The organism is Lysobacter changpingensis (genome assembly GCF_017308985.1).
In the GTDB taxonomy this organism is placed as follows: domain Bacteria; phylum Pseudomonadota; class Gammaproteobacteria; order Xanthomonadales; family Xanthomonadaceae; genus Lysobacter_J; species Lysobacter_J changpingensis.
Genome location: NZ_JADWPE010000002.1, coordinates 184383 through 210209, shown reverse-complemented (window position 1 = coordinate 210209; position 25827 = coordinate 184383). Strand labels below are relative to the sequence as shown.

Genomic DNA, 25827 nt, shown 5'->3' with positions numbered 1-25827 from the left:
TGCGGGCTTTTGCGAGGGACTCGCATTCAATGCATGCCGCCGCACTTGCCCTCGCCGCACTTGCCTTCCATCTTGTCGCCCTTCTTCGCCTTCAGTTCGTCGGCGGAGAGGAAGCCGTCCTGGTTCGCGTCGTGCGTGGCGAACTTGCTGGTGTCGCCGTTGTGCGCGGCGCCGAATTCGGCCTGCGACACCTTGCCGTCCTTGTCGGCGTCCATCTTTTCCATGCCGCACTTGCCTTCGCCGGCCTTCTTGCCTTCGCCGGCGCTGAGCATGTAGCCCGAGGCCAGGTCGGTCATGGCGAACGCCGAGCCGGAAAGGGCGATCCCACCGGCCAGGGCGGCGCCGGCGACGAGGACGACGGTCTTGCTGGTCTTGCTGGACATGAGTGAACTCCTGTGCGCGATGCGGGGGACCCCGCGGAGGATGGCCCGGTTTCAGGCCTGGGAACGATGACAGGGCAAAGGATAGCGACCGGTGAAATCCGCTTCACGTGACGCAGTGCAGCACGTGATGGAAGCGGTTTCCGCGCGAACGCATCCGCGCAGCGGGACTTTGCGCAATCCGGCGCGTCGCGTCATAGGCCATGAGTCGTGGGCCGCGGCGGTGAATGCGCCGAGGCGGGCGGGATACGCGGTGAAATGAATGCCGGGCGTTTGTCGCCCGGGTAAGCGAAGCGCACCCGGGGCGGTTTGGCCCAAGCGCAGCCTGTCATCCCCGCGCAGGCGGGAATCCGACCGTGAACGCGTCACCTCATCTGGAGCGCATGAAGTTCGCAGGATTGGATCCCCGCCTGCGCGGGGATGACGGTGTTTGTGAACTTGCCGCGTCGTTGACGCTTGCTGCTTCGTTCGCCCCGGGTGCGCTTCGCTTACCCGGGCTACAGAAGCGTTACGGCGCCGCCGTCGTGCTGCTGCCGTCGCGCTTCTCGCGCGGCGGGAGGGCTTCCTCGCCGCGCACGAGGAACCACACGTTCTCGGCGATGTTGGTGGCGTGGTCGCCGATGCGCTCGATGTTCTTCGCCATGAACAGAAGATGCGTGCACGGCGTGATGGCGCGCGCGTCTTCCATCATGTAGGTGAGCAGTTCGCGGAACAGCGCGGTGTAGGCGACGTCCAGGTCGGCGTCGCGCGCGCGCACGCGCTGGGCGAGTTCGACGTTGTTGTCGCGATACGCCACCAGCACGTCGCGCACCTGCTGCACGGCCAGCGTGCCGATCGCATGCAGCCCGCTCACGTGCGGCAGCGGCGGCGACAGGTTCAGCGCGAGCGAGCGCTTGGCGACGTTGGCCGCGTAGTCGCCGACGCGTTCGATGTCGGAGGCGATGCGGATCGCCGCGAGGATCTCGCGCAGGTCGCGCGCCATCGGTCCGCGCAGCGCGAGCTTCATCACGTCGTGGCTGACTTCCTGCTCCAGCGCGTCGATGGCTTCATCGTTGGCGATGATGCGTTCGGCGGCCTTGTCGTCTCGGCGCTGGACCACGTCGAGCGCGGCCTCCAGCTGCGAGGCGGCCATTTCGCCCATGCGCAGGGTCTCGTTGAGCAGCCGGCGCTGCTCGTCGTCGTAGCTCTTGACGATGTGGTCGTGCATGGTCATCTGTCTTGGGAACCGGGAATGGGGAATGGGGAATCGCAGAAGCGGCAGGGCGGGAGGGAGTGAGGAGACGAGCTCTTCCGACTCTCGATTCCCCATTCCCCGTTCCCGGCTTATCCGAACCTGCCGGTGATGTAATCCTCGGTCTGCTGCTTCGTCGGATTCGAGAAGATCATGTCCGTCGTGCCGTGTTCGATCAGGTCGCCCAGGTACATGAAGGCGGTGAAGTCCGACACGCGCGCGGCCTGCTGCATGTTGTGGGTCACGATGACGATCGTGTAGTCCTTCTTCAGCTCCTCGACCAGCTGCTCGATGCGGCTGGTGGAGATCGGATCGAGCGCCGAGGTCGGTTCGTCGAGCAGCAGCACGTCGGGGCGCAGCGCGACGGCGCGCGCGATGCACAGACGCTGCTGCTGGCCGCCGGACAGGCCGAGCGCGCTCGCGTTGAGCTTGTCCTTCACCTCGTCCCACAGCGCGCCCTGGCGCAGCGCGTGCTCGACGCGCGCGTCCATCTCGGACTTCGACAGCTTCTCGTGGTGGCGGATGCCGTAGGCGACGTTCTCGTAGATCGTCATCGGGAACGGCACCGGCTTCTGGAACACCATGCCGACCTTGCTGCGCAGGCGGTTCATCGGATAGCGCGCATCGAGGATGTTCTCGCCGTCCAGCAGCACCTCGCCGCGCGCTTCCAGCTTCGGATACAGCGCATAGATGCGGTTGAAGATGCGCAGCAGCGTGGACTTGCCGCAGCCGGAGGGGCCGATCAGCGCGGTCACGCGCTTCTCGGGGATCTCCAGGTTGATGTCCTTCAACGCGTGGAACTTGTCGTAGTAGAAGTTCAGGCCGCGTGCGGCGAGCTTCACCGGCGACGCGGCAGCGGCGACGGTGTTGCGCTCCGGCGTGGCGAGGGCGATGCGGGCGTCGTTCATGGCGGTGGTCCGGGGCGAAAGGCCCGAGAGGTTCGAAAGGTCAGTCATGGCTGATCCGGTTGCGCAGCACGATGGCGCGCGCGACGAGACTGATGAGGAGGACGAAGACGGTCAGCACCAGCGCGCCGGCCCAGGCCAGCACCTGCCACGACTCGTACGGGCTGCCGGCGAACTGGTTCATCACCACCGGCACCGAAGCCATCGGCTGCAGCACGTTGGTGGACCAGTACTGGTTGCCGAACGCGGTGAACAGCAGCGGCGCGGTTTCGCCTGAGATGCGGGCCAGCGCGAGCAGCACGCCGGTGACGATGCCCGCCGACGCGCTGCGGTAGAGCACCTGCACGATCACCTTCCACTGCGGCACGCCGAGCGACAGCGCGGCTTCGCGCATCTGCGCCGGCACCAGGCGCAGCATCTCGTCGGTGGTGCGCACCACCACGGGCAGCACGATGAAGGCCAGCGAGATCGCACCGGCGAGCGCGGAGAAGTTGCCGCCGGTCTGCATTACCACCAGCGTGTACACGAACAGGCCCAGCACGATCGACGGCGCCGACAGCAGGATGTCGTTGACGAAACGCACCACCGTGCCGAACCTGCGTGCGTGGCCGTATTCGGCGAGCCACGTGCCGGCGGCGATGCCCAGCGGCGTGCCGATCAGGATGGCGATGACGCACATCACGGCGCTGCCGAAGAAGGCGTTCATCAGGCCGCCTTCCTGCATCGGCGGCGGCGTGTTCTGCGTGAACAGCGCCCAATTGATGCCGCCGATGCCCTTGGCGATCAGCGTCCACAGGATCCAGCCCAGGAAGAACAGGCCGAACAGCGCCGCCGCGCAGGCCAGCACGAGGGATACGACGTTGACGATGCGACGGCGGCGGTACAGCGCGTCGGCGACCTTGAATTCGCGTTCGGTCTTCACGGACACGGTGGGGGCGCTCATCAGTTGCCCTCCTTGCGCGCGAGCTTGAGCAGCATGAAGCGCGCGATCGCGAGCACCACGAAGGTGACGATGAACAGCACGAAGCCCAGCAGCAGCAGCGCGGAACGGTAGGTTTCGGTCGCCTCGCCGAAGTCGTTGGCGATCAGCGCGGCGATGGTCGTGCCGGGTTCGAGCAGGGATGCGGAGAAGTTCACGCTGTTGCCGATGACAAAGGCGACCGCCATCGTCTCGCCCAGTGCGCGGCCCAGGCCCAGGAAGATGCCGCCGATCACCGCCGAGCGCGTGTACGGCAGCACGATGTCCCAGCTCACTTCCCACTTGGTCGAACCCAGCGCGTAGGCCGATTCCTTCAGGCGCGTGGGCACGGTGAGGAAGACCTCGCGCATCACCGACGAGATGAACGGGATCACCATGATCGCCAGCACGATGCCGGCGGTGAGCATGCCGATGCCCAGCGGCGGGCCCTGGAACAGGGCGCCGATCACCGGCAGCGTGCCGGCGTGGTCGTTGAGCCACGGCGTGACGTATTCGGTCATCACCGGCACGAGCACGAACAGGCCCCACATGCCGTAGATGATCGAGGGAATGCCGGCGAGCAGTTCGATCGCCGTGCCGATCGGGCCGCGCGCCCAGCGCGGCGCGACTTCGGTGAGGAAGAAGGCGATGCCGAAGCTCACCGGTACCGCGATCAGCATCGCGATGAGCGCGGTGACGACGGTGCCGTAGATCGGAACGAGCGCGCCGTACTGGTCCTCGACGGGATTCCATTGCGCGCTGAAGAAGAAGCTCAGGCCCTCGCTCTCAAGGACGTGGCGCCCGCCCCACAGCATCGACAGCGCCGCGCTGGCGAGCGCGACGAGCACGAAGACCACGGTGCCGGTGAGGACGTAGCGGAACAGCCGGTCGTTGCGCGCGTCCTTGTGGTCGCGCGATGCGGGGACTTCGACGGCGGGGAGGGTGGTGGCGTTCATCCGAAGGTCGTGGCCGCGTGGTGGTGCCGCGTTGGGGATTCGTGAACCGGAGCGGGTCCGGTGTGGCTCGTCATTCCCGCGAAGGCGGGAATCCATGGACGTTTCGCCGACTCGCCGGGAGAGAGGGAGTGCGGGCCGGTGCTGCGTTCATGGGTTCGCCGCTTCGCGGGATGACGGTGACGCGGGTAATCGTTGCTTCGCTTGCGCGTGGGTGGAGCTTGAAGTGTTGGAACGGTGGAGCCCCGCGTTCGCGGGGATGACGATTTGGCAAAGGCCTGCGCGCAAAGCGCGCAGGCGCCAAATCGTCACTTGAACTCAGCCGCCCAGTAAGCCTCGACCTGCTGCACCAGCGCCGGCGGCAGCGGGACGTAGTCCAGCGCCTGCGCCTGCGACTGGCCGTTCTCGAAGGCCCACTTGAAGAACTCGCGCGTGTCGGCCGCACGCTTGGCGTCCTTCGGCGTCTTGTACATCAGGATGAAATTGGTCGCGGTGATCGGCCACGCCTGGTCGCCCGGCGCGTTGGTGATCACCAGGTTGAAGTCCTTGGCGCTCGCCCAGTCGGCACCCGCGGCGGCCGCCTGGAAGGTTTCGGCGCTCGGCTGCACCCAGTTGCCCGCGGCGTTCTGCAGCGAGGCGAAGGCCATCTTGTTCTGCAGCGCGTAGGCGAGTTCGACGTAGCCGATCGAGCCCTTGATCTGCTTCACGTAGGAGGCGACGCCTTCGTTGCCCTTGCCGCCCACGCCGCCCGGCCACTGCACCGAGGTGCCTTCGCCGACCTTCGACTTCCACTCCGGCGAGACCTTGGAGAGGTAGTTGGTGAAGTTGAACGTGGTGCCCGAACCGTCGGAGCGGTGGACGATGTTGATCTTGGTCGACGGCAGCGCCAGGCCCGGGTTGACCGCGGCGATCGCCGGATCGTTCCAGGTCGCGACCTTGCCGCTGAAGATGTCGGCCAGCAGCGGGCCGGTGAGGCGCAGCTTGCCGGGCTCGATGCCTTCGATGTTCACCACCGGCACGACGCCGCCGATCGCCGACGGGAACTGGCCGAGGCCCGCGGCGGCGAGCTCGTCGGACGGCAGCGGCTTGTCGGACGAACCGAAGTCCACCGTGCCGGCCTTGATCTGCGCGATGCCGCCGCCGGAACCGATGGACTGGTAGTTGACCTTCGCGCCGGTGGCCTTGTTGTAGTCGTCCGACCACTTCGAGATCAGCGGGTAGATGAAGGTCGCGCCGGCGCCGGTGATCTGCGCGGCGACCTTGTCGCCGGCCTGCGTGGCGGCGCCCGCGCCCGCGTCGGCGGCGCTGGCCGGTGCGTTGTTCTCGCCGGCCGGCTTGCACGCGGCGACGGTCAGGGCGATGGCGAAGGCGAGGGCGGCAATGCGGGCCGACGACGGGTTCATGCGCAACTCCAGGTGTGGTGGATCCGGCTGCGTGCCGGGCTGCGCCATTTGATGATCTTTTTGTTACAGCGCTATGACATCCAGTCGTCACATTTCTGCAATGGGGCGTGGGCGGGCGGCAGCTGTCGAGGCTGTTGTGGTGCGGCTAAGCTGTTGTAGGCCGGGTAAGCGAACCGCACCCGGGGCATGCGACTTCTCCGGAGCTTGCGACACCCCCGGTGCGCTCCGCTTACCCGGGCTGCAAATGTGCGGCGCCCCTCCCCAAAAGCGAAAGACGGGCCTCGCGGCCCGCCTTTCTTGGCACCTTAATCCGCGGGCGGATCAGTAGTTCATGTTCGTCGACCAGTAGGTCTCGATCTGCTGCACCAGCGTGTCCGGCAGCGGAACGTAGTCCAGCGCCTTGGCCTGCTGGTCGCCGTTGGCGTAGGCCCAGCGGAAGAATTCCTTGGCGTTCTTCGCGCCGTCGGCGTTCATGGGCTGCTTGTACATCAGGATGAAGTTGGTCGCGGTGATCGGCCAGGAGTTCGCGCCCGGGGCGTTGGTCATCACCAGGTAGAAGTCCTTCGCGTTGCCCCATTCGGCGCTGGCGGCGGCGGCCGAGAAGGTCTCGTCCGACGGCAGCACGTAGTTGCCGGCGGCGTTCTTCAGGCGCGAGTAGGCCATCTTGTTCTGCAGCGCGTACGACAGCTCGACGTAGCCGATGCCGCCGACGATCTGCTTCACGTACGCGGCCACGCCCTCGTTGCCCTTGCCGCCGATGCCGACCGGCCACTTCACGGCCGTGCCTTCGCCGACCGTGCTCTTCCAGTCCGGCGACACCTTCGAGAGGTAATTGACGAAGTTGAACGTGGTGCCCGAACCGTCGGAGCGGTGCACGACGGTGATCTTGCGCTCCGGCAGCTGCACGCCGCCGTTCAGCGCGACGATCGCCGGGTCGTTCCACATCTTGATCTTGCCCAGGAAGATGTTGGCCAGCGTTTCGCCGTCCAGCTTAAGCGCGCCGGAGGCGACGCCCGGGACGTTGATGACCGGCACCACGCCGCCGATCACCGACGGGAACTGCGCAAGGCCGTGCTGCGCCAGTTCTTCCGGCTTCAGCGGCGCGTCGGAGGAACCGAAGTCGACCGTCGCGGCCTTGATCTGCGCGATGCCGCCGCCGGAACCGATCGACTGGTAGTTGACCTTCTTGCCGTTGGCCTTGGCGTAGTCGGCCGACCACTTCGACATCACGGGGTAGACGAACGACGCGCCGGCGCCGGTGACGTCGGCCGCCTGCGCGTTGATCGCGAAGGTACCGGCGACCGCGAGCGCGGCGATGCGGAACTGGATGGACTTGAACACGATGCTCTCCTGGAGTGACGACGGGCCGTGCCCGTGCGTGGCGCATTTGATAACCGTTGGATGACAGCGCCGCGTCGTTCATGTGTCAGTGCCATGACGTGGCTTCCGCCGGCGTGGCACGCGATCGTCACGCGGCCCTCACGGCGCAAGGCGTGTATGGCCGCCTGAGCCCGGCTGTTGCGTTTGCTTTCCGACTGGCGACGGATCGCCCCATGAAGGAGCCGAACCGTGCCCGCAGCGCCGTTCTGTCCCGCCGAGAAACTCGACAGCGTGCAGGTGCTCCGCGCGCTGGCCGCGGTCGCGGTGGTGACGCACCACATCAGCCTGTTCGGCAACGGGGCGTGGGGCGTCGACCTGTTCTTCGTGATCAGCGGCTTCATCATGTGCTTCGTCACGGAGAACTCCGGCCGGCACTTCTTCGCCAAGCGCGTGATCCGCGTGGTGCCGCTCTACTGGGCGGGGACGATCGGCCTGTTCTGCGTGGCGGTGTTCCTTCCCGGCTTCCTGCGCGAGACGCGACCGGACCTGCTGCAGCTGCTGAAGTCGCTGTTCTTCATCCCGTACCGGAACGGCGACAACGTCTTTCCCATCATGTTCCTGGGCTGGACGCTGAACTACGAGATGTTCTTCTACCTGCTGTTCGCCCTGTCCATGGCGATCAGCCATGCGTATCGGGCGGCGATCTGTTCGGCGCTGCTGGTGGCGCTGGCGCTGATCGGGTGGGCGGTGGATTCCACGTCGGTGGTGTTCGAGTTCTATACCGCGCCGATCCTGGTGGAGTTCGCGTTCGGCATGGCCTGCTACCGGATCCACGCGCTGCTCCGGCAATCGCGACCGCAGGGCCCGGGGAGGATCGCGCGAACGGTCATGGGCGTGGTGGGGATCGCGCTGATCGCATGCATGCCGGTGCTGGCCGATGACGCGAAGGACCTCGGAAGGCTCGTCGCCTGGGGACTGCCGGCGGCATTGGCGTTCCTGCTGCTGGTGCGCGCGCTGTCGAACCGGCGCCTGCCGCGGCTGGCGGTGCTCGTCGGCGATGCGAGCTATTCGCTGTACCTGTTCCATCCCTACGTGCTGAACGTCGCGAACCGCGTGCTCCGCGCCATCGGCGTGCACGAGACGTACGCCGTCGCGCTGCTGAAGGTCGCGCTGTGCTGCACGGTGGCGGTCGTGCTGTACCGCCTGCTGGAATTGCCGATGACGGCCTGGCTGCGTTCGCTGTTCCTCTCGCGCGCTCCTTCGCGTGCGACGGAAGAGGGCGCCGCCGCCTAGCGTTGCGTCCGCGTCGGGCAAAAAAAGGGCGCGACTCGCGTCGCGCCCGGAGGGGGAGGAAACAGAAGCGGTGTCGCGTTGCGATTACCAGAAGAACTGCATGCGGGCTTCGAGGATGTTCGGGTCGTCCTTCAGCTCGCCCTTCTCCTGCTTCACCGCGACGTAGTTCAGCATGAACTTGAAGTTGGAACGCCAGTACCAGTTGACGCCGGCGGTCCAGCTGTCCATCTCGCCGCCGACGACGTCGCCGTCGGTCAGGTCGATCGTGTCGTAGCGCAGGCCCAGCTGCCACATGCCGACGCCGGGGTTGTCCGGCAGGCCGGTGGTCGGCACGCCGCCCTTGTAGCCCCAGGTCTCGCCGGTGATGTTCCACAGGCCCGAGACGTAGAAGCCGTCGCCGCTGAAATCGTCGGAGGTGCCGTAGCGCTTGACGTCGGTGGTCATGTACTCGGCCTGCAGCTTGACCGGGCCGGTCACCCACAGGGCCTCGGCGCCGATCACGCTGTTGCGGTCGGCATCTTCGAGGGTGCGCGTGTCGACGAAGCGGGTGGAGACCATGTCGGCCATCGGGCGCGCGCGCAGGCGGATCGCATCGCCATCGGTGTCCTTGTCGGTGTAGGACGCGCCGATGTGGAAGATGTTGCCCTGCTCGTTGATCGGCGCCCAGTAGCCGCGCACGCTGTAGCCGTTTCCGTGCTCGCGGTTGCGGGTCAGTTCGCGGGTGAAGTAGCTGCCGGTCAGGCCCCAGTTCGAATCGCCGACGTTGTACTGCATGCCCAGGCGGCGCGCGGTACCGATCGAGTTGGTGATCGACGACTTGGAAATGAAGTCGTTGTTCTTGGTCGACGACAGCTCTTCCATCGTCGCGCCCGGCTGCTTGAACTGGCCGAGCTGGATGAAGTGGTTGGAGTTGTTGCCGAACTTGTACTTGGCGTTCACGTCGAGGAACTTGTCGTCCTTGGCGTCGTAGCCCAGCACCCACTCGACGTTGCCCGGGCCCTTGCCCTTGAGCACCAGTTCGGCGCGGCGCAGTTCGTTCAGGTAGTCGTCGCCGTCGAGGTCGGACGAGGAGTCCGCGCCGTAGTCGATGGTGTCGGTGTCGAACTTGTAGAAGTCGGCCTGGACCAGGCCTTCGAAGGAGACTTCCGAACCGCCGATCACGTCGAGGGTGATTTCGGCGTGCGCGGCCGGCGCGACGAGGGCGGCGAGCAGCGCGACGGACAGGGTGCTGCGGGACAGTTTCATGGACGTAGCCCTTGGAGGCGTTGGTGAAGGAACGCTGCGCAGGCTAGGGTGTGAAAGTTGCGTAAATGTGACAGCGCTGACTTATTTCGCTGCGATGACCGGGCGATGACGGTGTTCGCATCCGCCTTTGTAGCCCGGGTAAGCGAAGCGCACCCGGGGAACCCGGCGACCTCTCACCCCGGGTGCGCTTGGCTTACCCGGGCTACAAGGGCCGGTCGCGACGGCTGGCGACCGCTCAGGTCGCGATCGCGTCCGGCTCGCCCCGCGTCTTGTCGGGGAAGCGGCAGATGTCGCGGATGACGCAGTGCGGGCAGTCCGGCCGACGCGCCTTGCACACGTAGCGGCCGTGCAGGATCAGCCAGTGGTGCGCATCGTGCAGGTATCCGGGCGGGACGACCTCGAGCAGGCCGTCCTCGACCGCGCGCACCGTCTTCCCCGGCGCCAGGCCCGTGCGGTTGGCGACACGGAAGATGTGCGTGTCCACCGCCATCGTCGGTTCGCCGAACGCGGTGTTGAGGACCACGTTCGCGGTCTTGCGCCCGACGCCCGGCAACGCTTCCAGCGCCTGGCGATCGCGCGGCACCTCGCCGCCGTGCCGTTCGATCAACTGCTGCGCCATCGCGACGACATTGGCCGCCTTGGTGTTGTACAGGCCGATGGTGGAGATGTACGGCTTGAGGCCTTCGACGCCGAGCTTCGCGATCGCCTGCGGCGTGTTCGCCACCGGGAACAGCTTGCGCGTGGCCTTGTTGACGCCCACGTCGGTGGCCTGCGCCGACAGCGTCACCGCCACCAGCAACTCGTAGGGCGTGGAGAATTCCAGTTCGGTCGAAGGCTTGGGATTGAGCGCCTTCAAGCGCGCGAACATCGTCTCGATTTCCACCGCGGACAGGCGGCTCACGCGCCGCGCGCGCTTGCTCGCGGCCTTCTTCTTCGTTGCGGCGGGCGTCATGGCTTGTGGCGTTGCGCGGCCTTTTCGCGCGCGCGTGCGAGCGCGGCGGCGGCGGCGGAGGGCAGGGCGGAAGGCGGGGGCGCGGCGACGTCGCTCGGCGGAGGCGGCATGCGCGTTTCCGCGCGTTCGCGCGCGCGGCGTTCGAGGCGGGCATTGCGCGCGCGGTAGCGTTCGCGCGCGGCGAGCGCGGTCTCCCGTTCGCGTCGCGCGTCCGACAGTCGCGCACGGCATGCTTCATCGCACGAGGCGCATTCGATGGCGCGTTCGAGCAGGCCCAACCCGATCGCGGCGTCCACGTCGCCGACGGCCAGCGCGGCGTTGATCGCGTGCGCCGCGTCGCCGCGCGGATCGGCGCAACCGCACACGCAGGCGTCGGGCGCGTCGTGCATCACTGGCCGCTGAAGGCCGGCTTGCGGCGTTCGAGGAACGCGCTCGTGCCTTCGCGCATGTCCTGCGTGGCGAACATCAGGCCGAACTGCGCGGTCTCGTATTCCAGCCCTTCCTCGATACCGCATTCGCCGCCGACGTTGACGCAGTCGAGCACGCCGCGCAGCGCGAGCGGCGCGGAGTTCGCGAGCTGGTCGGCCAGCTTCATCGTTTCGGCTTCCAGCTCCGCCGCGGGGACCACGCGGTTGACGATGCCCAGTTCGCGCGCGCGGCTGGCGTCGATGGGCGCGCCGACCAGGCACAGCTCCAGCGTCGCCGCGCGGCCGGCCAGCCGCAGCAGGCGCTGGGTGCCGCCGAAGCCGGGGATCAGGCCGAGGTTGATCTCCGGCTGGCCGACCTTGGCGGTGTCGGCCGCGATGCGCAGGTGGCAGCCCATCGCCAGCTCCAGCCCGCCGCCGAGCGCGAAGCCGTTGATCATTCCGACGACCGGCTTGGGCATTTTCTCGACCCGCCGCATCAGCTTCTGGCCACGCAACGAAAAGTCGCGACCCTGGACCGGCGTCAGCCCGTTCATCTGGGCGATGTCCGCGCCGGCCACGAAGGCCTTCGGGCCGGCGCCGGTCAGGACCACGCAGCGGACCGCCGGATCGGCCGCAGCCGCCTCGAACGCCGCCAGCAGGGCGTCCAGGGTCGCGGCGTTGAGCGCGTTCAGCTTGTCGGGGCGGTTGACGGTGATGACGCGGACGGCGCCGCGGTCGGCGGTGATGACGGGCGTTTCGGACATGAAAGGGGCGGTCCAGGAGACGGGAAAAAGGGTGGAATTTGTCGTCCCGGCAGGCGCGGAACTTCGGCCGGGAGGCGGTGTCTGAGCCGGTCGGCGTCAGTGGCGATTAAGCACGGGCGCCGGTATCCTAGCGCGTCCATCCGGGTCCATTCGACCGGTGCGGGCCTTATCACTAAGGAGCGGTAGTCCCGCCCCGATCCATTACGGAGATTCATTCGAATGAAGTTGCGTTTGATCGCTGCCGCCGTCGCGGCCCTGGCCCTGACCGGCACTGCCGCCGCGCAGAACACTTCGACCGAGCAGGGCAAGCTGAGCTACGCGCTCGGTTACGACCTGGGCCGCAACGCCATCGAAAGCGGCGAGCAGGTCGACGTCAACACCATCATCAAGGGCCTGCAGGACGGTTACGGCAAGAAGCAGCCGTCGGTGCCGGTCGACCAGCTGCGCACCGCCGTGCAGAACATGCAGCAGCGCCAGCAGGCCAAGGCGAAGGCCGCATGGGACAAGGCCGCTTCCGAGAACAAGACGAAGAGCGACCAGTTCATCGCCGCCAACCGTTCCAAGGCCGGCGTGAAGTCGCTGCCGAGCGGCGTGCAGTACCGCGAGATCGAGAAGGGCACCGGCGCCAAGCCGACCCAGGCCAGCACCGTGCAGCTGGAAGTCGCCGGTCCCTACGCGTGGGGCGAGCGTCCGCAGCAGGCGCGTCCGGCGCAGCAGATCCCGTCGATCAAGGTCAGCGACATCGAGATGGCCGCCATGCGCGAAGCGCTGCTGCAGATGCCGGCCGGTTCGAAGTGGGAAATCACCCTGCCGGCCGACAAGGCCTATGGCGCCGACCCGCGCACGCCGTTCCCGCCGAACGTCGCCGTGCAGTTCGAAGTCAAGCTGGTCAGCGTGAAGTGACGTTCCGGCCCGCTCGCGCATGGCGCGAGCGGCTTTGCCGGACCGTCATCCCCGCGAAGGCGGGGATCCAGGGCAGTAACGCCTGAAGACGTGTATCACCCATCGAGCCGGCACTGCCGGCTCGATGTGTTTTGCGACCCGATCACCAGAGGCTCGGCTTGCACGCCCGAGTCATCGCGATCGCGTACGTCCAACATCACCGCTGAAACGGCATCGGCCAGGATCCCGGCCTTCGCCGCGATGACGGGAAGCGCTTGCGAAGCGCCGCACCGAGACAGGTTGAATCCCACGCACTCCCGCCTTACGTTGATCGATCCATGAACACCTTCTTCCGCGCCGTGCTGAGTCCCTGCATCGGCATCTGCTCGCTCGACGACGACGGCCTCTGCATCGGTTGCCATCGCACGACCGCGGAAATCGCACGCTGGTCGCAGATGAACGACGACGAACGCCTGCGCCTGATGGAAACCGTCCTGCCCGAACGCGAGTCGCGCCGCCGGTGAACCGGACGGCCGCCATGCCCATCGTGCTTCCCGACTGGCCCGGCCTCGCGTCCGCGCTGCATCCGCTGGCCGAACCGCCGCCCGGTCCCGGCTGGAACCTCGCCGAACTGCACGACCTGGTGCCCGACGATGCGGTCAGCATCGAAGCCGCCGTGCTGGTCGGCCTGGTTCCGCGCGACGCCGGCACGCAGGTGCTGCTCACGCGCCGCACCGACGCGCTGCGCCAGCACGCGGGGCAGGTGAGCTTCCCCGGCGGTCGCGTCGAACCCGACGACGCCGACGCCGTCGCCGCCGCACTGCGCGAAACGCACGAGGAAATCGGCGTCGGCGCGGGGCAGATCCAGCCGCTGGGCTATCTCGACCCGCTTGCGACGATCACCGGCTACCGCGTGCAGCCGGTCGTCGCGGTGCTCGCGAACGACTACGTCGCGCGACCCGATCCGAACGAAGTCGCCGACGTGTTCGAGGTGCCGCTGGCCTTCCTGCTCGATCCGGCCAATCTCGCCACGCACACGCTCGATTTCCGCGGCCGACCGCGCCAGGTCTTCGAGTACCGCTATCCCGCGCAGCGCATCTGGGGCGCGACCGCCTCGATGCTCTACAACCTGCGCCAACGCCTGGAGGCGATCCGATGAGCGATCCGAATGCAACGTGGACCACGCTGGTGTCCGCCGAGGACCTGGCCGCCGCGCTCGGCCGCGAAGACCTGGCGATCTTCGACACGCGGCACAGCCTGGCCGAACCCGAAGCGGGCGAAGCCTCTTACGACGCCGCGCATGTTCCGGGCGCGTTCTATGCGCACCTCGATCGCGAGCTGTCGGATCACCGCAAGGCGCATGCGGGACGTCATCCATGGCCGGAACTGCAGGACTTCGCCGCCGCGCTCGGCCGCTGGGGCGTGACTCCGCAAACGCAGGTCGTGGTGTACGACGCCGCCGACGGCGCGCTCGCCGCCGCGCGCATGTGGTTCCTGCTGCGCGCGCTGGGGCACCGGCGTGTCGCCGTGCTCGACGGTGGCCTGCAGCGCTGGCAGACGCTCGGCCTGCCGGTCGATGCGAACCGGCCGGTCGCGAAACCCGCGCCGCCGTATCCGGCGACGTTCGACGAAAATCGACTGCTCGATGCCGCGCAGGTGCAGGCGCATCTCGATGCCGGCGGCGTGCTGGTCGATGCGCGCGCCGCCGAACGTTTCCGGGGCGACGTCGAGCCGATCGACCGCGTCGCCGGCCACGTGCCCGGCGCGATCAACCGTCCTTATGCGATGACGATGCGCGACGGCCGTTTCCGTCCCGCGCAGGAACTCGCGCGCGAGTTCGCCGACGTCCTCAAGGGGCGCGACCCGCGCGATGTCGTGGCGATGTGCGGCTCCGGCGTGACCGCGTGCCACCTGCTGCTCGCGCTGGAGCATGCGGGCCTGGAGGGTGCGCGACTGTTCACCGGTTCGTGGAGCGGTTGGATCGACGATCCGTCGCGACCGGTCGCGCGCGGGTCCTGATGTTCCGATCCGGCCGGTTCGACGCTCCGGCCGCCATGAAGCGCGGGCGGTAACCTGCGCGTCATTTACGTCCCCGATCCTTGCGCGATTTCGCACAGGGGGCGTGCGCGATGTCACGCGTCGCTAGTTGGTTTGTTGCAGTTGTGTTGTTCGTCGCGAGCGCGCACGCGCACGCCCAGGTGGATGCCGAACGCGTCCGCATCCACGGATCGCAGACCCTGGCCGCGCGGCTGGTGCCCGCGGTCGCCGAATCGTGGCTGCGCGATATCGGCTACCAGGACATCCGTCGCCAGCAGCCGAGCCCCACGCTGACGGAGATCCACGCGCAGCGCGACGGCATGCCGCTGATCGTGGAAATCCAGGCGAACAGTTCGGCGCAGGGCTTCCAGGACCTGGTCGACGGCAACGCGCACGTCGCGATGATGACGCGCCGGCCCGACGCCGCAGAACTCGACGCGGGCTGGCAGCTGGGCGACCTGGCTTCGCACGACCAGGAATTCGTACTGGCGCTCGACGGCGCGGCGGTGGTCGTGAATCGCGAGAACCCGCTCGCCCGCCTGAGCTTCGCGCAGCTGCGCCGCGTGCTGTCGGGACAGGTGCGCGACTGGCGCGAGTTCGGCGGTCGCGGCGCGGTGCGCCTGCACATGGTCGCAAGCGCCAATTCCGCGCGCGATCTCATCGACGAACGTGTGATGCGGGGAGCGGCCTACGCGCCCGCCGCGCAACTGCATGGCGATGGCGAATCGCTGGTGCGCGCGATCGCGAAGGATCCCGGCGGCATCGGCTTCGTCACGCTGCGCCAGCCGTGGGGCGCGGGCGTGCGTCCGCTCGCATTGTCCGATGGCGGTCGTGCGGTCGCGCCGACGCGGCTGGCGGTGCAGAGCGAGGATTACCCGCTCACGCGCCGCTTCCATCTTTATGGCAGCCAGATGATGGGCGCGCTCAGCCGCAGCTTCGCGCTGTACGCGATGGGCCAGCGCGGACAGGACGCGGTGACGCGTGCCGGCCATTTCGCCGTGACGCTGCGCCCCGGCTACGCACCGCCGACGCTGTTCGGGCCGAAGGATTATCGCGACCTCGTCGCCAGCGCCACGCGCCTGCCGCTGAGCCTGCGCTTCAATCTCACCGGCATCAACGAGAGCGGCGTCGCGGCGAGCGTGTACGACAGCCGCGCGGTGCGCGACGTCGAGCGCATCGTCGCCTTCATGCAGTTGCCGGTGAACCGTGGTCGCCGCCTGCTGGTGGTGGGCTTCGCCGACGTGGCCGGAAGTTCGGTGGCGGCGACGATGATGAGCAACGATCGCGCCGACCTCGTCGCGCACGAGCTGATGGCGCGCGGCGTGCCGGTGCTGCATGCGCGCGGCGTCGGCGCGCAGGTGCCGCTTGCGGCCTCCGGCACGCCGTCGGCGCGTTATCGCAACGAGCGGGTGGAAATCTGGGTGCTGTGAGTTCGCCGCATTTGTAGCCCGGGTAAGCGAAGTGCACCCGGGGCGGCGTGACAGGTCCCGGGTGCGCTGCGCTTACCGGGGGTTACACAAGCGCGGCTCTTACTTCCCGAGCTTCGCAACGAGCGCCTTCAACGCGCCCTGCGTCGCCGGATCGCTCCACGCGGCGATGAATTTCGGCAGTTGGATCTGCTCCGGCTGCATCGCGGCGACCAAGTCCGCGCGGGCGATCGCGCGGGTCTGGCGCATCACCGGCTGCGGCAATTTCAGCAACTGCGCGAGCCATTCGCGCGCACGCGCCGCGACCTGGTCGGCGGGCACGAGCTCGTCCACCAGCCCGATGCGTTCGGCGCGTTCGGCCTCCACCATGTCGCCGGCGACGACGAGGCGCTCGGCGCGATACGTGCCGACGACGCGCTGCATCAGTCGCAGGATGCCGACCGGCACCACCAGTCCGACCTGCGTTTCGTTGAGGCCGATGCGGAAGGGCTTCGCGGAATCCTCGCTGCGCGCCATCACGCGGTAGTCGCAGCACAGCGCCAGCACGCAGCCGCCCGCGGGCGCGTGGCCGCCGATCGCGGCGACGACCGGCACGGGGCATTCGGCGATGGCGCGCGCGGCATGGAAGAAGCTTTCCCACGCCGACATCAGCGCATCGCGGTCATCGCCGAGCGACAGCAGGTGCGGCACGTCGAGGCCCGCCGAGAACACCTTCGCGCCACCCGCCAGCACGATGCCCTGCGCGCCGCCATCGATCGCCTGCGCGAGCGCGGCGACCAGGTCGTCGCACAACTGCGGATTGAGCGCGTTGACCGGCGCGCGCGCCAGCCGGAGTTCGACGATGCCGTCGGCGGAATGGGATTCGACTAGGCTCATGGGCGGTGTTCCCGGAAGTGGCGGGCGGACGATGCGTGAACGGCGCGGCCCAGCGACGGAGCCGCGCGGACGACCGCGGGTATCATAGGCCCATGAACGCGACCTCGATCCGACTCGGCCTGCTGGCCCTCACGCTGGCGGCATCGTCCGCCGCTTCCGCTGCAGATTGCAGCCTCAAGGTGGTCGAAGGCTGGGTGCGCATGCCACCGGCCGCGATGCCGATGATGGCCGGCTTCGCCCGCATCGAGAATCCGTGCGCGAAGCCGCTGACGATCGTCGGCGCAAGCAGCGCGGCGTTCGGCGAGGTCGAGATGCACGAGACGCGCGTGGTCGAGGGCGTCAGTCGCATGCGCGCGGTGCCGGAAGTGCGCATCGCGCCGGGCGAGGCGGCGGTGTTCAAGCCGGGCGGCCTGCACCTGATGCTGATGGAGCCGGGCGCGGCGCTGAAGCCGGGCAGCAAGGTGGCCATCGAGTTCGCCACGAAGGACGGCGGGAAGGCGTTGGGCGAGTTCGTGGTGAAGAAGGCGGGCGAATAGGCGCCTGATCGCTTCTTCGAAAACAGGGACGGAAACAGAAACGGCGCCTTGGCGCCGTTTTTTGCCTGGGGCGATGCGCAGCCGCGCCTTACGAGCACGCCTCGCGGACCGCCACCGGCAATTCCGCCGCACGTCCGGTGCCGCGATCGATCCAGACCATCACGACGTTGCCGTCGCAATAGAGCACCGACTCGTCGTGCGCATCGACGATGCGATGGCCGATGCTCACGCTGGTGTTCCCCAGGCGTTCGACGAACAGCTCGATGTCCACTTCCGCCGGCCATTCGATCGGGCGGCGATAGTTGAGGTGCGCGGCGGCGACGACGGGCGCGACGTGGTCGTCCAGTCCCTGTCCCGGCACGCCAAGCATCCAGCGCAGGCGCGCTTCCTCGAGATAGCTCAGGTACTTCGAATTGTTGACGTGGTTGAACGCGTCGAGGTCGCGCCAGCGCACGGAGAGCGGGACGCGGATGAGTGCAACGGGCGCGTCGTGCGCTTCCGCCGCAGGCCCTTCGGGGGCTTGCGGCTTCGGGGCGGCGGGCACCGCGCTTTCGCGGGTCTTCTTCGCCGCCGGCTTGCGCTTGCGCGCCGGCGTCTTGCGGGGCTTCGGTGTCGCGGTGTCGCTCATGCGGCGGATTTCTTCTTCGTGTTGTTCTTCTTGGCGGCGACCGTCTTCGCGGCCTTCGTCGTCTTCGCCTGCACGCGCTTCGATGCGGTCGTCTTCGCAACCGCCTTGCCGCCGGCCTTCGCCGCAGCCGGCTTCGCCTTGCGCGCCGGCGCTTCGGGCTTCGTGCCCAGCAGCGGTGCGAGGAAGCGTCCGGTGTGCGAGTGCGGCAGCGAGGCGATTTCCTCCGGCGTGCCGCAGGCCAGGATGGTGCCGCCGCGATGGCCGCCTTCCGGCCCGAGGTCGATCACCCAGTCGGCCGTCTTGATGACGTCGAGGTTGTGCTCGATCACCACCACCGTGTTGCCGTCGTCGCGCAGGCGATGCAGCACCGTGAGCAGGTGTTCGATGTCGTGGAAGTGCAGGCCGGTCGTGGGTTCGTCGAGGATGTACAGCGTGCGGCCGGTGTCGCGGCGCGAGAGTTCCTTCGACAGCTTCACGCGCTGCGCCTCGCCGCCCGACAGCGTGGTCGCGCTCTGGCCCAGCTTGATGTAGCTCAGGCCCACGTCCATCAGCGTTTCGAGCTTGCGCGAGATCGCCGGGATGGCCTCGAACAGGTTCAGCGCATCCTCGACGGTCATCTCCAGCACGTCGTTGATGTTGTAACCCTTGTAGAAGATCTCCAGCGTTTCGCGGTTGTAGCGCTTGCCGCCGCAGACGTCGCACGGCACGTACACGTCGGGCAGGAAGTGCATCTCGACCTTGATCAGGCCATCGCCCTGGCACGCCTCGCAGCGACCGCCGCGCACGTTGAAGCTGAAGCGGCCCGGCGAATAGCCGCGCGCACGCGCCTCGGGCACCTGCGCGTACAGCTCGCGCAACGGCGTGAACAGGCCGGTGTACGTCGCCGGGTTCGAACGCGGCGTGCGGCCGATCGGCGACTGGTCGATGTCGACGACCTTGTCCCACAGCTCGATGTTCTCGTACTCGCGGTACGGCGCCGCCGTGTGCGAGGCGCCATTGAGCTCGTTGGCGGTGATCGCGAACAGCGTGTCGTTGATCAGCGTCGACTTGCCCGAGCCGGACACGCCGGTGATCGCCGTGAACAGCCCCGACGGGATCGCCAGATCGACGTCCTTCAGGTTGTTGCCGCTGGCGCCGCGCAGGTGGAAGGTGGTCTTCGGATCGGGCTTGTGGCGCCGGGCCGGGATCTCGATGCCGCGCTTGCCCGACAGGTACTGGCCGGTGAGCGAACGCGGCGCCTTGAGGATGTCCTGCAGCGTGCCGTGCGCGATCACTTCGCCGCCGTGCACGCCCGCGCCGGGACCGATGTCGACGACGTGGTCGGCCAGGCGGATCGCGTCCTCGTCGTGTTCGACCACGATCACCGTGTTGCCCAGGTCCCGCAGGCGCGTGAGCGTGCCCAGCAGGCGCTCGTTGTCGCGCTGGTGCAGGCCGATCGACGGCTCGTCGAGCACGTACATCACGCCGACCAGGCCGGCGCCGATCTGCGAGGCGAGACGGATACGCTGCGCCTCGCCGCCCGAAAGCGAATCGGCCTTGCGTTCGAGCGTGAGGTAATCCAGGCCGACGTCCACGAGGAAACGCAGGCGGTCGGAGATTTCCTTGACGATCTTGATCGCGATCTCGCCGCGCCAGCCCGGCAGGTTGAGCGCCTTGAAATGCGCCAGCGCTTCGTCCACCGGCATCACGACGATGTCCGGCAGCGGACGCTCGGCCACGAACACGTTGCGCGCGGCGCGGTTCAGGCGCGCGCCGCCGCAATCGGTGCAGGCGCGCTCGCTGATGTACTTGGCCAGTTCCTCGCGCACCGCCGCCGATTCGGTTTCGCGATAGCGGCGCTCCAGGTTCGGCACGATGCCTTCGAAACGATGCTTGCGCTGGCTGCGCCCGCCGCTTTCGGTGAGGTAGGTGAAGGTGATGGTCTCGTCGCCGCTGCCGAACAGCACCGCGTCGCGCGCCTTCTTCGGCAGCGACTGCCACGGCGCATCGACGTCGAACCTGTAGTGTCGCGCCAGCGACTGGATCAGCTGGAAGTAGTAGGCATTGCGGCGATCCCAGCCGCGCACCGCGCCGGCCGAGAGCGAGAGTTCCGGATGCACCACCACGCGGTTCGGATCGAAGAACTGCGCCACCCCCAGGCCGTCGCACGTCGGGCACGCGCCCACCGGCGAGTTGAACGAGAAAAGGCGCGGCTCCAGTTCCGGCAGCGAGTAGTCGCACACCGGGCAGCTGTACTTGGACGAGAACAGCAGCGGCGCGGCTTCGCTGTCGTCGAGCGACATCACCTGCGCCATGCCGTCGCCGAGCTTCAGCGCGGTCTCGAAGGATTCGGCCAGGCGCTGCTTGATGTCCTCGCGCGGCTTGAAGCGGTCCACGACCGCTTCGATGGTGTGCTTCACGCGCAGCGCGAGCGGCGGCACGGCGTCGATCTCGTGCAGCACGCCGTCCACGCGCACGCGCACGAAGCCCTGCGCGCGCAGCTGTTCGAACACCTGCGCATGCTCGCCCTTGCGTTCGCGGATCACCGGCGCCAGCAGCATGTAGCGCTGCTCGCGGCCGGCCTCGGTGGCGCCGAGCGCGACGACCTGGTCGACCATCTGGCTGACCGTCTGCGCTTCCAGCGGATAGCCGTGGTCCGGACAGCGCGGCGTGCCCACGCGTGCGTAGAGCAGTCGCAGGTAGTCGTAGATCTCGGTGATCGTGCCGACGGTGGATCGCGGGTTGTGCGAGGTCGACTTCTGTTCGATCGAGATCGCCGGCGACAGGCCCTCGATGTGGTCGACGTCCGGCTTCTCCATCACCGAGAGGAACTGGCGCGCGTAGGCCGACAGCGACTCGACGTAGCGACGCTGGCCTTCGGCGTAGATCGTGTCGAACGCGAGCGAGGACTTGCCCGATCCCGACAGCCCCGTGATCACGATGAGCTTGTCGCGGGGGAGGTCGAGGTCGATGTTCTTGAGGTTGTGCGTCCGCGCGCCGCGGATGCGGATGTAATCCAGCGCCATCGGTTGCCTGTATGGGGAGGGTCGCCGCCGCGGAGCGCGGGGCGAACAGGGGAGCGTATCGACAGGCGTAGATGGGGGCAAATCGCCGGAACCAAAGGCACGCGCGGCGGGGCGTGGAGCAGGGTTCAGGGGTGTTCCACGCGGGGTGGCTGAACGATGTGCGCGCACGCGGTGCGGGCGACAGCTCCCTCCCGTGCGAATGCCAGCGGGCCATGTCCCGATGGCCCGGGGGAGGGGCGAAGTGGCGTGCGGCAACGCCCGGTTCGCGCGTGCCTCGTCCCGGGTGCGCTCCGCGTATCCGGCTACAACAGCGTCAGAGCAGCTGGAACGACGCCGCCTCGCCGCTGCCCGCCTGCGCGGTGGTTTCCAGCGCCGCCGGGCTCACGCCGTTGACGATCAGCTGGACCTTGATGGCTTCCGCGCGCTGCTGCGCCAGCGACGGATCGTCGGCCGCAGGCCCGGCGATCTGCAGCCGCGTGCCCTCGTCGGAGGCCTGGATCACCTGCGCGGCCTTGCTCAGCAGCGCCAGGCTGTCGGGCGCGACGCGCGCGCTGCCGGGCTCGAAGCGGATTGGCGTCTGCGTCACGGCCTCGTTCAGCGCCTTCACCAGCGATGCACCGGAAGTGCCGGGCTTCACCTGCGCCAGCACCGCGCTCGCAGCGTCCGTGGGCGCACCGTCGCCCACGCCCTGGAACAGGCCGGTGTAGGCGTAACCGGGGTAGAGCAGTTCGGCGCGGGCGAGCAGCGCGTTGCGGTCGGTCTCGGTGGCGTGGCCGTGCAGTTCGATGCGGCGGCCTTCGAACGACACCGCCGCGCCGGGCTGGATGAACGATTCCAGGAACTTCGGCAGCGCGTCCTGCCACGGAGCGGGGCGGGCGCCGCGATCGACCTTGAGCTCGCCGGACACGCGGCCGTAGGCGCGTGCGAGCGCGGCCTCGATCGACTGCCGCGCCTCGTCGCTGCCGACCGTGCCGTCGTAGCGCACGGCGCCGTTGTTGTTGACCAGGTTCAGGGTCGCGTCGAACTGCGCGACCGGCGCGGCTGTGACCGGCGGCGGCGTCTGGGAAGCGGGGGTGTCGCGGTTGCAGGCTGTCGTCGCGGCGACGGCCGCCATCAGCATCATCGGGAGGATCGAACGGGAACGGACCATGGGCACTCCATCGCGGGGCATCGGGAGGAAGGGCCCGGCGGACCGGGCCCTTCCCGTCTTGCTGTACTTCCAGGACCGCTTACCGGTGCGAGGCGTACTCGATCTCGACCGGATCCGCGCACTCCTGAGTGCCGTTGTTGCACAACTTGTAGCTCATCGTGCCGCTGCCGATGACGCGGAACGTATCCGTCGCCGTGCCGTTGTTCCTCACGGTCTTGAGGATCGCGCCATTGCGGTAGATGTCGATGTTCCGCTTGCCGTGCGTCCAGTTCAGCTTCACCTGGGTGCGGTGGTTGGCGAGCTGGATGGCGTCGGCTTCCACCGAACGCGGCCAGTTCGCATCGACGAAGCTCGGATACAGCGACACGCCGGCGGCGTTGCTGTAGCCGCGGATCGTCACGTACCAGGTGCCGCCCTGCGGTGCCGGGAAGAAGCAGTTCTCGTTGTTGCCGCCGGCGAACGGACGGCAGTCGTACGCGGTCGTGGTCGGCTCGGCGCCGCGGCGCACGTACATGTCGGCATCGCCGGTGCCGCCGTACATCGCGAACAGCAGGTTCGACGCGCCGTTGGGCACCAGCAGCTCATAGCGCACGGTGTCGCCGGCCAGCACTTCGATGCCGGTGACGGTCACGCCGTTCTCCAGCTCGATGGCCGGCGGCGGCGGCGGCGGCGGCGGGACGTCCGGCGGCAGCGGTTCGTCGCCGTTCGCGACGGCCACGGCGTAGCGCGCGTCGATGATGCCGGCACCGCACCACTTGTTGTAGCCGCAACCGGTGGCGAAACCGCCCGACGCGTAGGCCGTGTTCTCGAGGATCTTCTTGATCTCGTCCGGCGTCTTCGGCGTCGCCGCGGCCGACTGCATCAGCGCGACCACGCCGGCCACATGCGGCGCCGACATCGAGGTGCCCGCGTACCACGCGTAGCCTTCGGCCCCCTGGCCCTGCGCGCCGAGGTTCAGCGTGGACAGGATGTTGTCCTCCGCCGGCGTGTAGCCCGAACCGCCCGGCGCGGCCACGTCGACGACGGTGCCGTAGTTGGAGAAGTCGGACAGCTCGCCGGTCGGGCCGACCGACGCCACGGTGATGACGTCGTTGCAGCTCGCGGGGGAATAGCCCGCCGCATCGGCCGACGAATTGCCGGCGGATACGACGACCGTCGTGCCCCGCGCCTTCGCCGCGGTGTAGGCCGCCTGTTCGGCGACCGAGCACGCGCCGCCGCCGCCCAGGCTGAGGTTGATCACTTCCGCCGGCGTCGCGTTGTCCGGCACGCCCGCGACGCTGCCGCCGGACGCCCAGGTCACCGCGTCGATGATGTCGGACTCGTAGCCGCCGCACTTGCCCAGCACGCGCACCGGCTGCACCTTCGCGCCGAACGCCACGCCGGCCACGCCTGCGTTGTTGTTCGTCGCCGCCGCGACCGTGCCGGCCACGTGCGTGCCGTGCCAGCTGCTGTCCTCGGGGATGCCGAAGATGTTGCATTCGCCGTCGTGCCAGTCGCCCGGATCGTTCGGGTCCGCGTCGCGGCCGTCGCCGTCCACGCTGACTTCGGTGTCGATGATGAAGTCGTAACCCGCCACCGTCTGCGCGTTGAGTTCCGAATGCGGCGTGATGCCGGTATCGAGCACCGCGACCACGATGCCGTCGCCGGTCGCCAGGTCCCACGCGGGTTCGGCGTTGATGCCACCCGGGCCGTCCTTGTAGTGCCACTGCTGCGCGTACAGCGGATCGTTCGGCACCATCATCGGCTTGCGCAGGCGGTCGGGCTCGACCGCGAGCACGTTCGGATCCTTCATCAGTTCGATCGCCAGCGCCTTGCTGGCGGCGCTGTCGAGCTTGCGGTCGGTGCGGATCAGCGAGCTGCCGGTGGCGAGCGTGCGCATCGGCGCGATGCCGAGGTTGAGGTTCTTCGCTGCGGTGGCGAAGCGCTGGTTCGTCGCGGCGATGCCCAGCCGGCGGGTCCCTTCGCGATAGGTGACGATGAAGCGGTCGAACTGCTGCGGCTGCTGCTTCGCGGCCTTCGCCGCCTGCGGCGAAAGCGTCGAGACCTTCACCTTGTTGGCGACGGGCAGCTTCCCGCCCGAGTAGGCCGCCGGCGCGGCGATGAGCGCGGTGGCGACGGCGAGGGCGGTCCACTTCAGGGTGCGTGCTTTGCGGGTCATGTCAACGTCCTTTGTTGGCTGCTGCAGGAACGCCCGGCGCCTCCCCCTGCGCGGCGCCGGGTGCGAGTCCGCGACGGTCGATCCGGCGCGCGACTTGGGTGGGTGCGCGCGTACGAACGCCTTCCGGGCGTCGTGCGCGTGCACGCGGATGGGGAGGAATGCGGGAAGTGCCAGCCACGCGGCAGGCGGAGGAGGGCGGTGCGGCATCGGGCGCGTCGCCCGACGGAGCGCCATCGCCCGGGCAGGCGGACGGGATCATGTCTTCCGATGACATCAGGGCGTGCGAAGGCACAGCGACTGCTCCCAGGCCCGCGCATCCGGCGCCGGCCGATCGAGTTGGCTGGACGTGGACGGAGCCCTGTAGCCGTCCACGTCGGCCGACCGTAAGGGAACTGTCGAAACGCCGCAAGAGGTTCGTAAGTGCTAACAAAATCAATACGTTGCTGAACGCGGGACAGAGTGTGGCGGGGGTCTCGGTTTGAAGCCCCGGCCCCGGAATCGCCGACGGTTCCGCGCGATCATGGGGATCGCCGGAAGCCGCGTCGCTCCCCGGCGAAGCGACCGTCGGACTTGCTCCAACTCCCTGAAAGCCCTACAATTCCGCTTCTGTCCGCCCGCCTCGGGTGCGGCAGCGACCAAAATAACTACAGAGGAATCTGGTCATGTACGCAGTTGTAGTCACCGGCGGTAAGCAATACCGCGTGATGCAGGGCGAAACCCTGCGCGTCGAGCTGCTCGATGCCGAAGTCGGCAGCGAGATCAAGCTGGACAACGTCCTGATGCTGGGCGGCAGCGATGGCGTGAAGGTTGGCGATGCCCTGAAGGGCGCGTCGGTCTCCGCCAAGGTCGTCGGCCACGGCCGCGCCGACAAGGTGCGCATCGTGAAGTTCCGTCGCCGCAAGCACCACCGCAAGCAGATGGGCCACCGTCAGCATTACACCGAAATCGAAATCACCGGCATTGCCGGCTAAGTGAGGAGAAGCAGCCATGGCACACAAAAAGGGCGTAGGTTCCACCCGTAACGGCCGCGACTCCAACCCGAAGTACCTGGGCGTGAAGATCTACGGCGGCCAGGCCATCGAGGCCGGCAACATCATCGTTCGCCAGCGCGGCACCCAGTTCCATCCGGGCGCCGGCGTCGGCCTGGGTCGCGACCACACGCTGTTCGCGCTGGTCGACGGCAAGGTCGAGTTCTCGACCAAGGGTCCGAAGAAGCGTCGCACCGTCAGCGTCGTCGAGTAATCGCCGAACGCTGTCCGCGAAGGGCCCCGCTTCGGCGGGGCTTTTCGTTTCGGTCTGCCGGGAATGGAGAATCGG

General features: G+C 68.1%; 23 protein-coding genes and 1 pseudogene. 8 read left to right on the top strand and 16 right to left on the bottom strand.

Annotation, left to right across the window (positions count from 1 at the left end):
- Positions 1 to 26: 26 nt before the first annotated feature.
- The 7 genes from I4U41_RS02615 to pstS (I4U41_RS02585) form a co-directional block, all read right to left on the bottom strand.
- Positions 27 to 383 (bottom strand): EF-hand domain-containing protein, encoded by a 357-nt coding sequence (locus I4U41_RS02615; protein WP_206860382.1) that lies wholly within the window; start codon positions 381 to 383, stop codon positions 27 to 29.
- A 505-nt stretch (positions 384 to 888) separates the two neighbouring features.
- The gene (phoU, locus tag I4U41_RS02610) at positions 889 to 1593 is read right to left on the bottom strand and encodes a phosphate signaling complex protein PhoU (RefSeq protein WP_206859499.1); all 705 of its coding nucleotides are present in this window, start codon (positions 1591 to 1593) and stop codon (positions 889 to 891) included.
- 110 nt (positions 1594 to 1703) lie between these two features.
- Complete coding sequence (gene pstB / locus I4U41_RS02605; protein WP_206859498.1) at positions 1704 to 2519, bottom strand: phosphate ABC transporter ATP-binding protein PstB; 816 nt, start codon at positions 2517 to 2519, stop codon at positions 1704 to 1706.
- A gap of 40 nt (positions 2520 to 2559) precedes the next feature.
- Positions 2560 to 3459, bottom strand: a complete 900-nt coding sequence (gene pstA, locus I4U41_RS02600; RefSeq protein ID WP_206859497.1) for a phosphate ABC transporter permease PstA — start codon at positions 3457 to 3459, stop codon at positions 2560 to 2562.
- Complete coding sequence (gene pstC, locus I4U41_RS02595; RefSeq protein WP_206859496.1) at positions 3459 to 4430, bottom strand: phosphate ABC transporter permease subunit PstC; 972 nt, start codon at positions 4428 to 4430, stop codon at positions 3459 to 3461. The genes pstA and pstC overlap by 1 nt, the downstream gene beginning before the upstream one ends.
- A gap of 305 nt (positions 4431 to 4735) precedes the next feature.
- Positions 4736 to 5830 (bottom strand): phosphate ABC transporter substrate-binding protein PstS, encoded by a 1095-nt coding sequence (pstS, locus tag I4U41_RS02590; RefSeq protein WP_206859495.1) that lies wholly within the window; start codon positions 5828 to 5830, stop codon positions 4736 to 4738.
- A gap of 321 nt (positions 5831 to 6151) precedes the next feature.
- The gene (gene pstS / locus I4U41_RS02585) at positions 6152 to 7171 is read right to left on the bottom strand and encodes a phosphate ABC transporter substrate-binding protein PstS (RefSeq protein WP_206859494.1); all 1020 of its coding nucleotides are present in this window, start codon (positions 7169 to 7171) and stop codon (positions 6152 to 6154) included.
- Positions 7172 to 7399: 228 nt separating this feature from the next.
- Between pstS (I4U41_RS02585) and I4U41_RS02580 the strand changes: the two genes are divergently transcribed.
- Entirely contained in the window at positions 7400 to 8443 is a 1044-nt protein-coding gene (locus tag I4U41_RS02580) for an acyltransferase family protein (RefSeq protein WP_206859493.1), read from the top strand.
- An 84-nt stretch (positions 8444 to 8527) separates the two neighbouring features.
- Here the strand turns inward: I4U41_RS02580 and I4U41_RS02575 are convergent, their stop codons facing one another.
- The 4 genes from I4U41_RS02575 to I4U41_RS02560 all read right to left on the bottom strand — a co-directional run bounded on the left by I4U41_RS02575 (position 8528) and on the right by I4U41_RS02560 (position 11811).
- Positions 8528 to 9688 carry an OprO/OprP family phosphate-selective porin gene (locus I4U41_RS02575; RefSeq protein ID WP_206859491.1) on the bottom strand — a complete coding sequence of 387 codons (1161 nt, stop codon included), beginning with the start codon at positions 9686 to 9688 and terminating at the stop codon, positions 8528 to 8530.
- Positions 9689 to 9923: 235 nt separating this feature from the next.
- A complete protein-coding gene (gene nth, locus I4U41_RS02570) occupies positions 9924 to 10640 on the bottom strand; it encodes an endonuclease III (RefSeq protein ID WP_206859490.1) in 717 nt (238 codons plus the stop codon).
- Positions 10637 to 11029 carry a hypothetical protein gene (locus I4U41_RS02565; RefSeq protein ID WP_242524974.1) on the bottom strand — a complete coding sequence of 131 codons (393 nt, stop codon included), beginning with the start codon at positions 11027 to 11029 and terminating at the stop codon, positions 10637 to 10639. Before I4U41_RS02565 ends, nth begins: the two co-directional genes overlap by 4 nt.
- Positions 11029 to 11811 carry an enoyl-CoA hydratase/isomerase family protein gene (locus I4U41_RS02560; RefSeq protein ID WP_206859488.1) on the bottom strand — a complete coding sequence of 261 codons (783 nt, stop codon included), beginning with the start codon at positions 11809 to 11811 and terminating at the stop codon, positions 11029 to 11031. The genes I4U41_RS02565 and I4U41_RS02560 overlap by 1 nt, the downstream gene beginning before the upstream one ends.
- A gap of 219 nt (positions 11812 to 12030) precedes the next feature.
- On the opposite strand from I4U41_RS02560, the gene I4U41_RS02555 reads away from it, so the two are divergent.
- The 4 genes and pseudogenes from I4U41_RS02555 to I4U41_RS02535 all read left to right on the top strand — a co-directional run bounded on the left by I4U41_RS02555 (position 12031) and on the right by I4U41_RS02535 (position 16160).
- Entirely contained in the window at positions 12031 to 12714 is a 684-nt protein-coding gene (locus I4U41_RS02555; protein ID WP_206859486.1) for an FKBP-type peptidyl-prolyl cis-trans isomerase N-terminal domain-containing protein, read from the top strand.
- A gap of 317 nt (positions 12715 to 13031) precedes the next feature.
- A pseudogene (locus I4U41_RS02545) lies at positions 13032 to 13852 on the top strand (CoA pyrophosphatase).
- The gene (locus I4U41_RS02540; RefSeq protein WP_206859480.1) at positions 13849 to 14712 is read left to right on the top strand and encodes a sulfurtransferase; all 864 of its coding nucleotides are present in this window, start codon (positions 13849 to 13851) and stop codon (positions 14710 to 14712) included. The pseudogene I4U41_RS02545 and the gene I4U41_RS02540 overlap by 4 nt, the downstream one beginning before the upstream one ends.
- A gap of 143 nt (positions 14713 to 14855) precedes the next feature.
- Positions 14856 to 16160 carry a substrate-binding domain-containing protein gene (locus I4U41_RS02535; protein WP_206859478.1) on the top strand — a complete coding sequence of 435 codons (1305 nt, stop codon included), beginning with the start codon at positions 14856 to 14858 and terminating at the stop codon, positions 16158 to 16160.
- A 99-nt stretch (positions 16161 to 16259) separates the two neighbouring features.
- Here I4U41_RS02535 and I4U41_RS02530 read toward each other — a convergent pair whose 3' ends face one another.
- A complete protein-coding gene (locus I4U41_RS02530; RefSeq protein WP_206859477.1) occupies positions 16260 to 17033 on the bottom strand; it encodes an enoyl-CoA hydratase/isomerase family protein in 774 nt (257 codons plus the stop codon).
- Positions 17034 to 17125: 92 nt separating this feature from the next.
- On the opposite strand from I4U41_RS02530, the gene I4U41_RS02525 reads away from it, so the two are divergent.
- Positions 17126 to 17569 (top strand): copper chaperone PCu(A)C, encoded by a 444-nt coding sequence (locus I4U41_RS02525; RefSeq protein ID WP_206859476.1) that lies wholly within the window; start codon positions 17126 to 17128, stop codon positions 17567 to 17569.
- An 88-nt stretch (positions 17570 to 17657) separates the two neighbouring features.
- Here I4U41_RS02525 and I4U41_RS02520 read toward each other — a convergent pair whose 3' ends face one another.
- From I4U41_RS02520 to I4U41_RS02505, 4 genes are all read right to left on the bottom strand, one after another.
- On the bottom strand, positions 17658 to 18041 hold the full coding sequence (locus tag I4U41_RS02520; protein WP_320415145.1) for an acyl-CoA thioesterase: 384 nt from the start codon (positions 18039 to 18041) through the stop codon (positions 17658 to 17660).
- 152 nt (positions 18042 to 18193) lie between these two features.
- Positions 18194 to 21202: an excinuclease ABC subunit UvrA gene (gene uvrA, locus I4U41_RS02515; RefSeq protein ID WP_206859474.1), complete on the bottom strand. Its 3009-nt coding sequence runs from the start codon at positions 21200 to 21202 to the stop codon at positions 18194 to 18196.
- Between the two features lie 313 nt (positions 21203 to 21515).
- On the bottom strand, positions 21516 to 22352 hold the full coding sequence (locus tag I4U41_RS02510) for an OmpA family protein (RefSeq protein ID WP_206859469.1): 837 nt from the start codon (positions 22350 to 22352) through the stop codon (positions 21516 to 21518).
- 79 nt (positions 22353 to 22431) lie between these two features.
- Positions 22432 to 24510, bottom strand: a complete 2079-nt coding sequence (locus I4U41_RS02505) for a S8 family peptidase (RefSeq protein ID WP_206859468.1) — start codon at positions 24508 to 24510, stop codon at positions 22432 to 22434.
- A 662-nt stretch (positions 24511 to 25172) separates the two neighbouring features.
- On the opposite strand from I4U41_RS02505, the gene rplU reads away from it, so the two are divergent.
- The gene (rplU, locus tag I4U41_RS02500; protein ID WP_206859467.1) at positions 25173 to 25481 is read left to right on the top strand and encodes a 50S ribosomal protein L21; all 309 of its coding nucleotides are present in this window, start codon (positions 25173 to 25175) and stop codon (positions 25479 to 25481) included.
- Between the two features lie 16 nt (positions 25482 to 25497).
- Positions 25498 to 25752, top strand: a complete 255-nt coding sequence (gene rpmA, locus I4U41_RS02495) for a 50S ribosomal protein L27 (protein ID WP_115840783.1) — start codon at positions 25498 to 25500, stop codon at positions 25750 to 25752.
- Positions 25753 to 25827 lie beyond the last annotated feature (75 nt).

What these genes read in the sequence shown, in the direction of transcription:
- pstC (WP_206859496.1), bottom strand. Translation starts at nt 4,430, where the DNA reads ATGAACGCCACCACCCTCCCCGCCGTCGAAGTCCCCGCATCGCGCGAC.
- rpmA (WP_115840783.1), top strand. Translation starts at nt 25,498, where the DNA reads ATGGCACACAAAAAGGGCGTAGGTTCCACCCGTAACGGCCGCGACTCC.
- pstA (WP_206859497.1), bottom strand. Translation starts at nt 3,459, where the DNA reads ATGAGCGCCCCCACCGTGTCCGTGAAGACCGAACGCGAATTCAAGGTC.
- I4U41_RS02525 (WP_206859476.1), top strand. Translation starts at nt 17,126, where the DNA reads ATGAACGCGACCTCGATCCGACTCGGCCTGCTGGCCCTCACGCTGGCG.
- I4U41_RS02505 (WP_206859468.1), bottom strand. Translation starts at nt 24,510, where the DNA reads ATGACCCGCAAAGCACGCACCCTGAAGTGGACCGCCCTCGCCGTCGCC.
- I4U41_RS02510 (WP_206859469.1), bottom strand. Translation starts at nt 22,352, where the DNA reads ATGGTCCGTTCCCGTTCGATCCTCCCGATGATGCTGATGGCGGCCGTC.
- I4U41_RS02555 (WP_206859486.1), top strand. Translation starts at nt 12,031, where the DNA reads ATGAAGTTGCGTTTGATCGCTGCCGCCGTCGCGGCCCTGGCCCTGACC.
- rplU (WP_206859467.1), top strand. Translation starts at nt 25,173, where the DNA reads ATGTACGCAGTTGTAGTCACCGGCGGTAAGCAATACCGCGTGATGCAG.
- I4U41_RS02560 (WP_206859488.1), bottom strand. Translation starts at nt 11,811, where the DNA reads ATGTCCGAAACGCCCGTCATCACCGCCGACCGCGGCGCCGTCCGCGTC.
- I4U41_RS02565 (WP_242524974.1), bottom strand. Translation starts at nt 11,029, where the DNA reads ATGCACGACGCGCCCGACGCCTGCGTGTGCGGTTGCGCCGATCCGCGC.
- I4U41_RS02540 (WP_206859480.1), top strand. Translation starts at nt 13,849, where the DNA reads ATGAGCGATCCGAATGCAACGTGGACCACGCTGGTGTCCGCCGAGGAC.
- pstB (WP_206859498.1), bottom strand. Translation starts at nt 2,519, where the DNA reads ATGAACGACGCCCGCATCGCCCTCGCCACGCCGGAGCGCAACACCGTC.
- I4U41_RS02575 (WP_206859491.1), bottom strand. Translation starts at nt 9,688, where the DNA reads ATGAAACTGTCCCGCAGCACCCTGTCCGTCGCGCTGCTCGCCGCCCTC.
- I4U41_RS02615 (WP_206860382.1), bottom strand. Translation starts at nt 383, where the DNA reads ATGTCCAGCAAGACCAGCAAGACCGTCGTCCTCGTCGCCGGCGCCGCC.
- I4U41_RS02530 (WP_206859477.1), bottom strand. Translation starts at nt 17,033, where the DNA reads ATGAGCCTAGTCGAATCCCATTCCGCCGACGGCATCGTCGAACTCCGG.
- nth (WP_206859490.1), bottom strand. Translation starts at nt 10,640, where the DNA reads ATGACGCCCGCCGCAACGAAGAAGAAGGCCGCGAGCAAGCGCGCGCGG.
- pstS (WP_206859495.1), bottom strand. Translation starts at nt 5,830, where the DNA reads ATGAACCCGTCGTCGGCCCGCATTGCCGCCCTCGCCTTCGCCATCGCC.
- phoU (WP_206859499.1), bottom strand. Translation starts at nt 1,593, where the DNA reads ATGACCATGCACGACCACATCGTCAAGAGCTACGACGACGAGCAGCGC.
- uvrA (WP_206859474.1), bottom strand. Translation starts at nt 21,202, where the DNA reads ATGGCGCTGGATTACATCCGCATCCGCGGCGCGCGGACGCACAACCTC.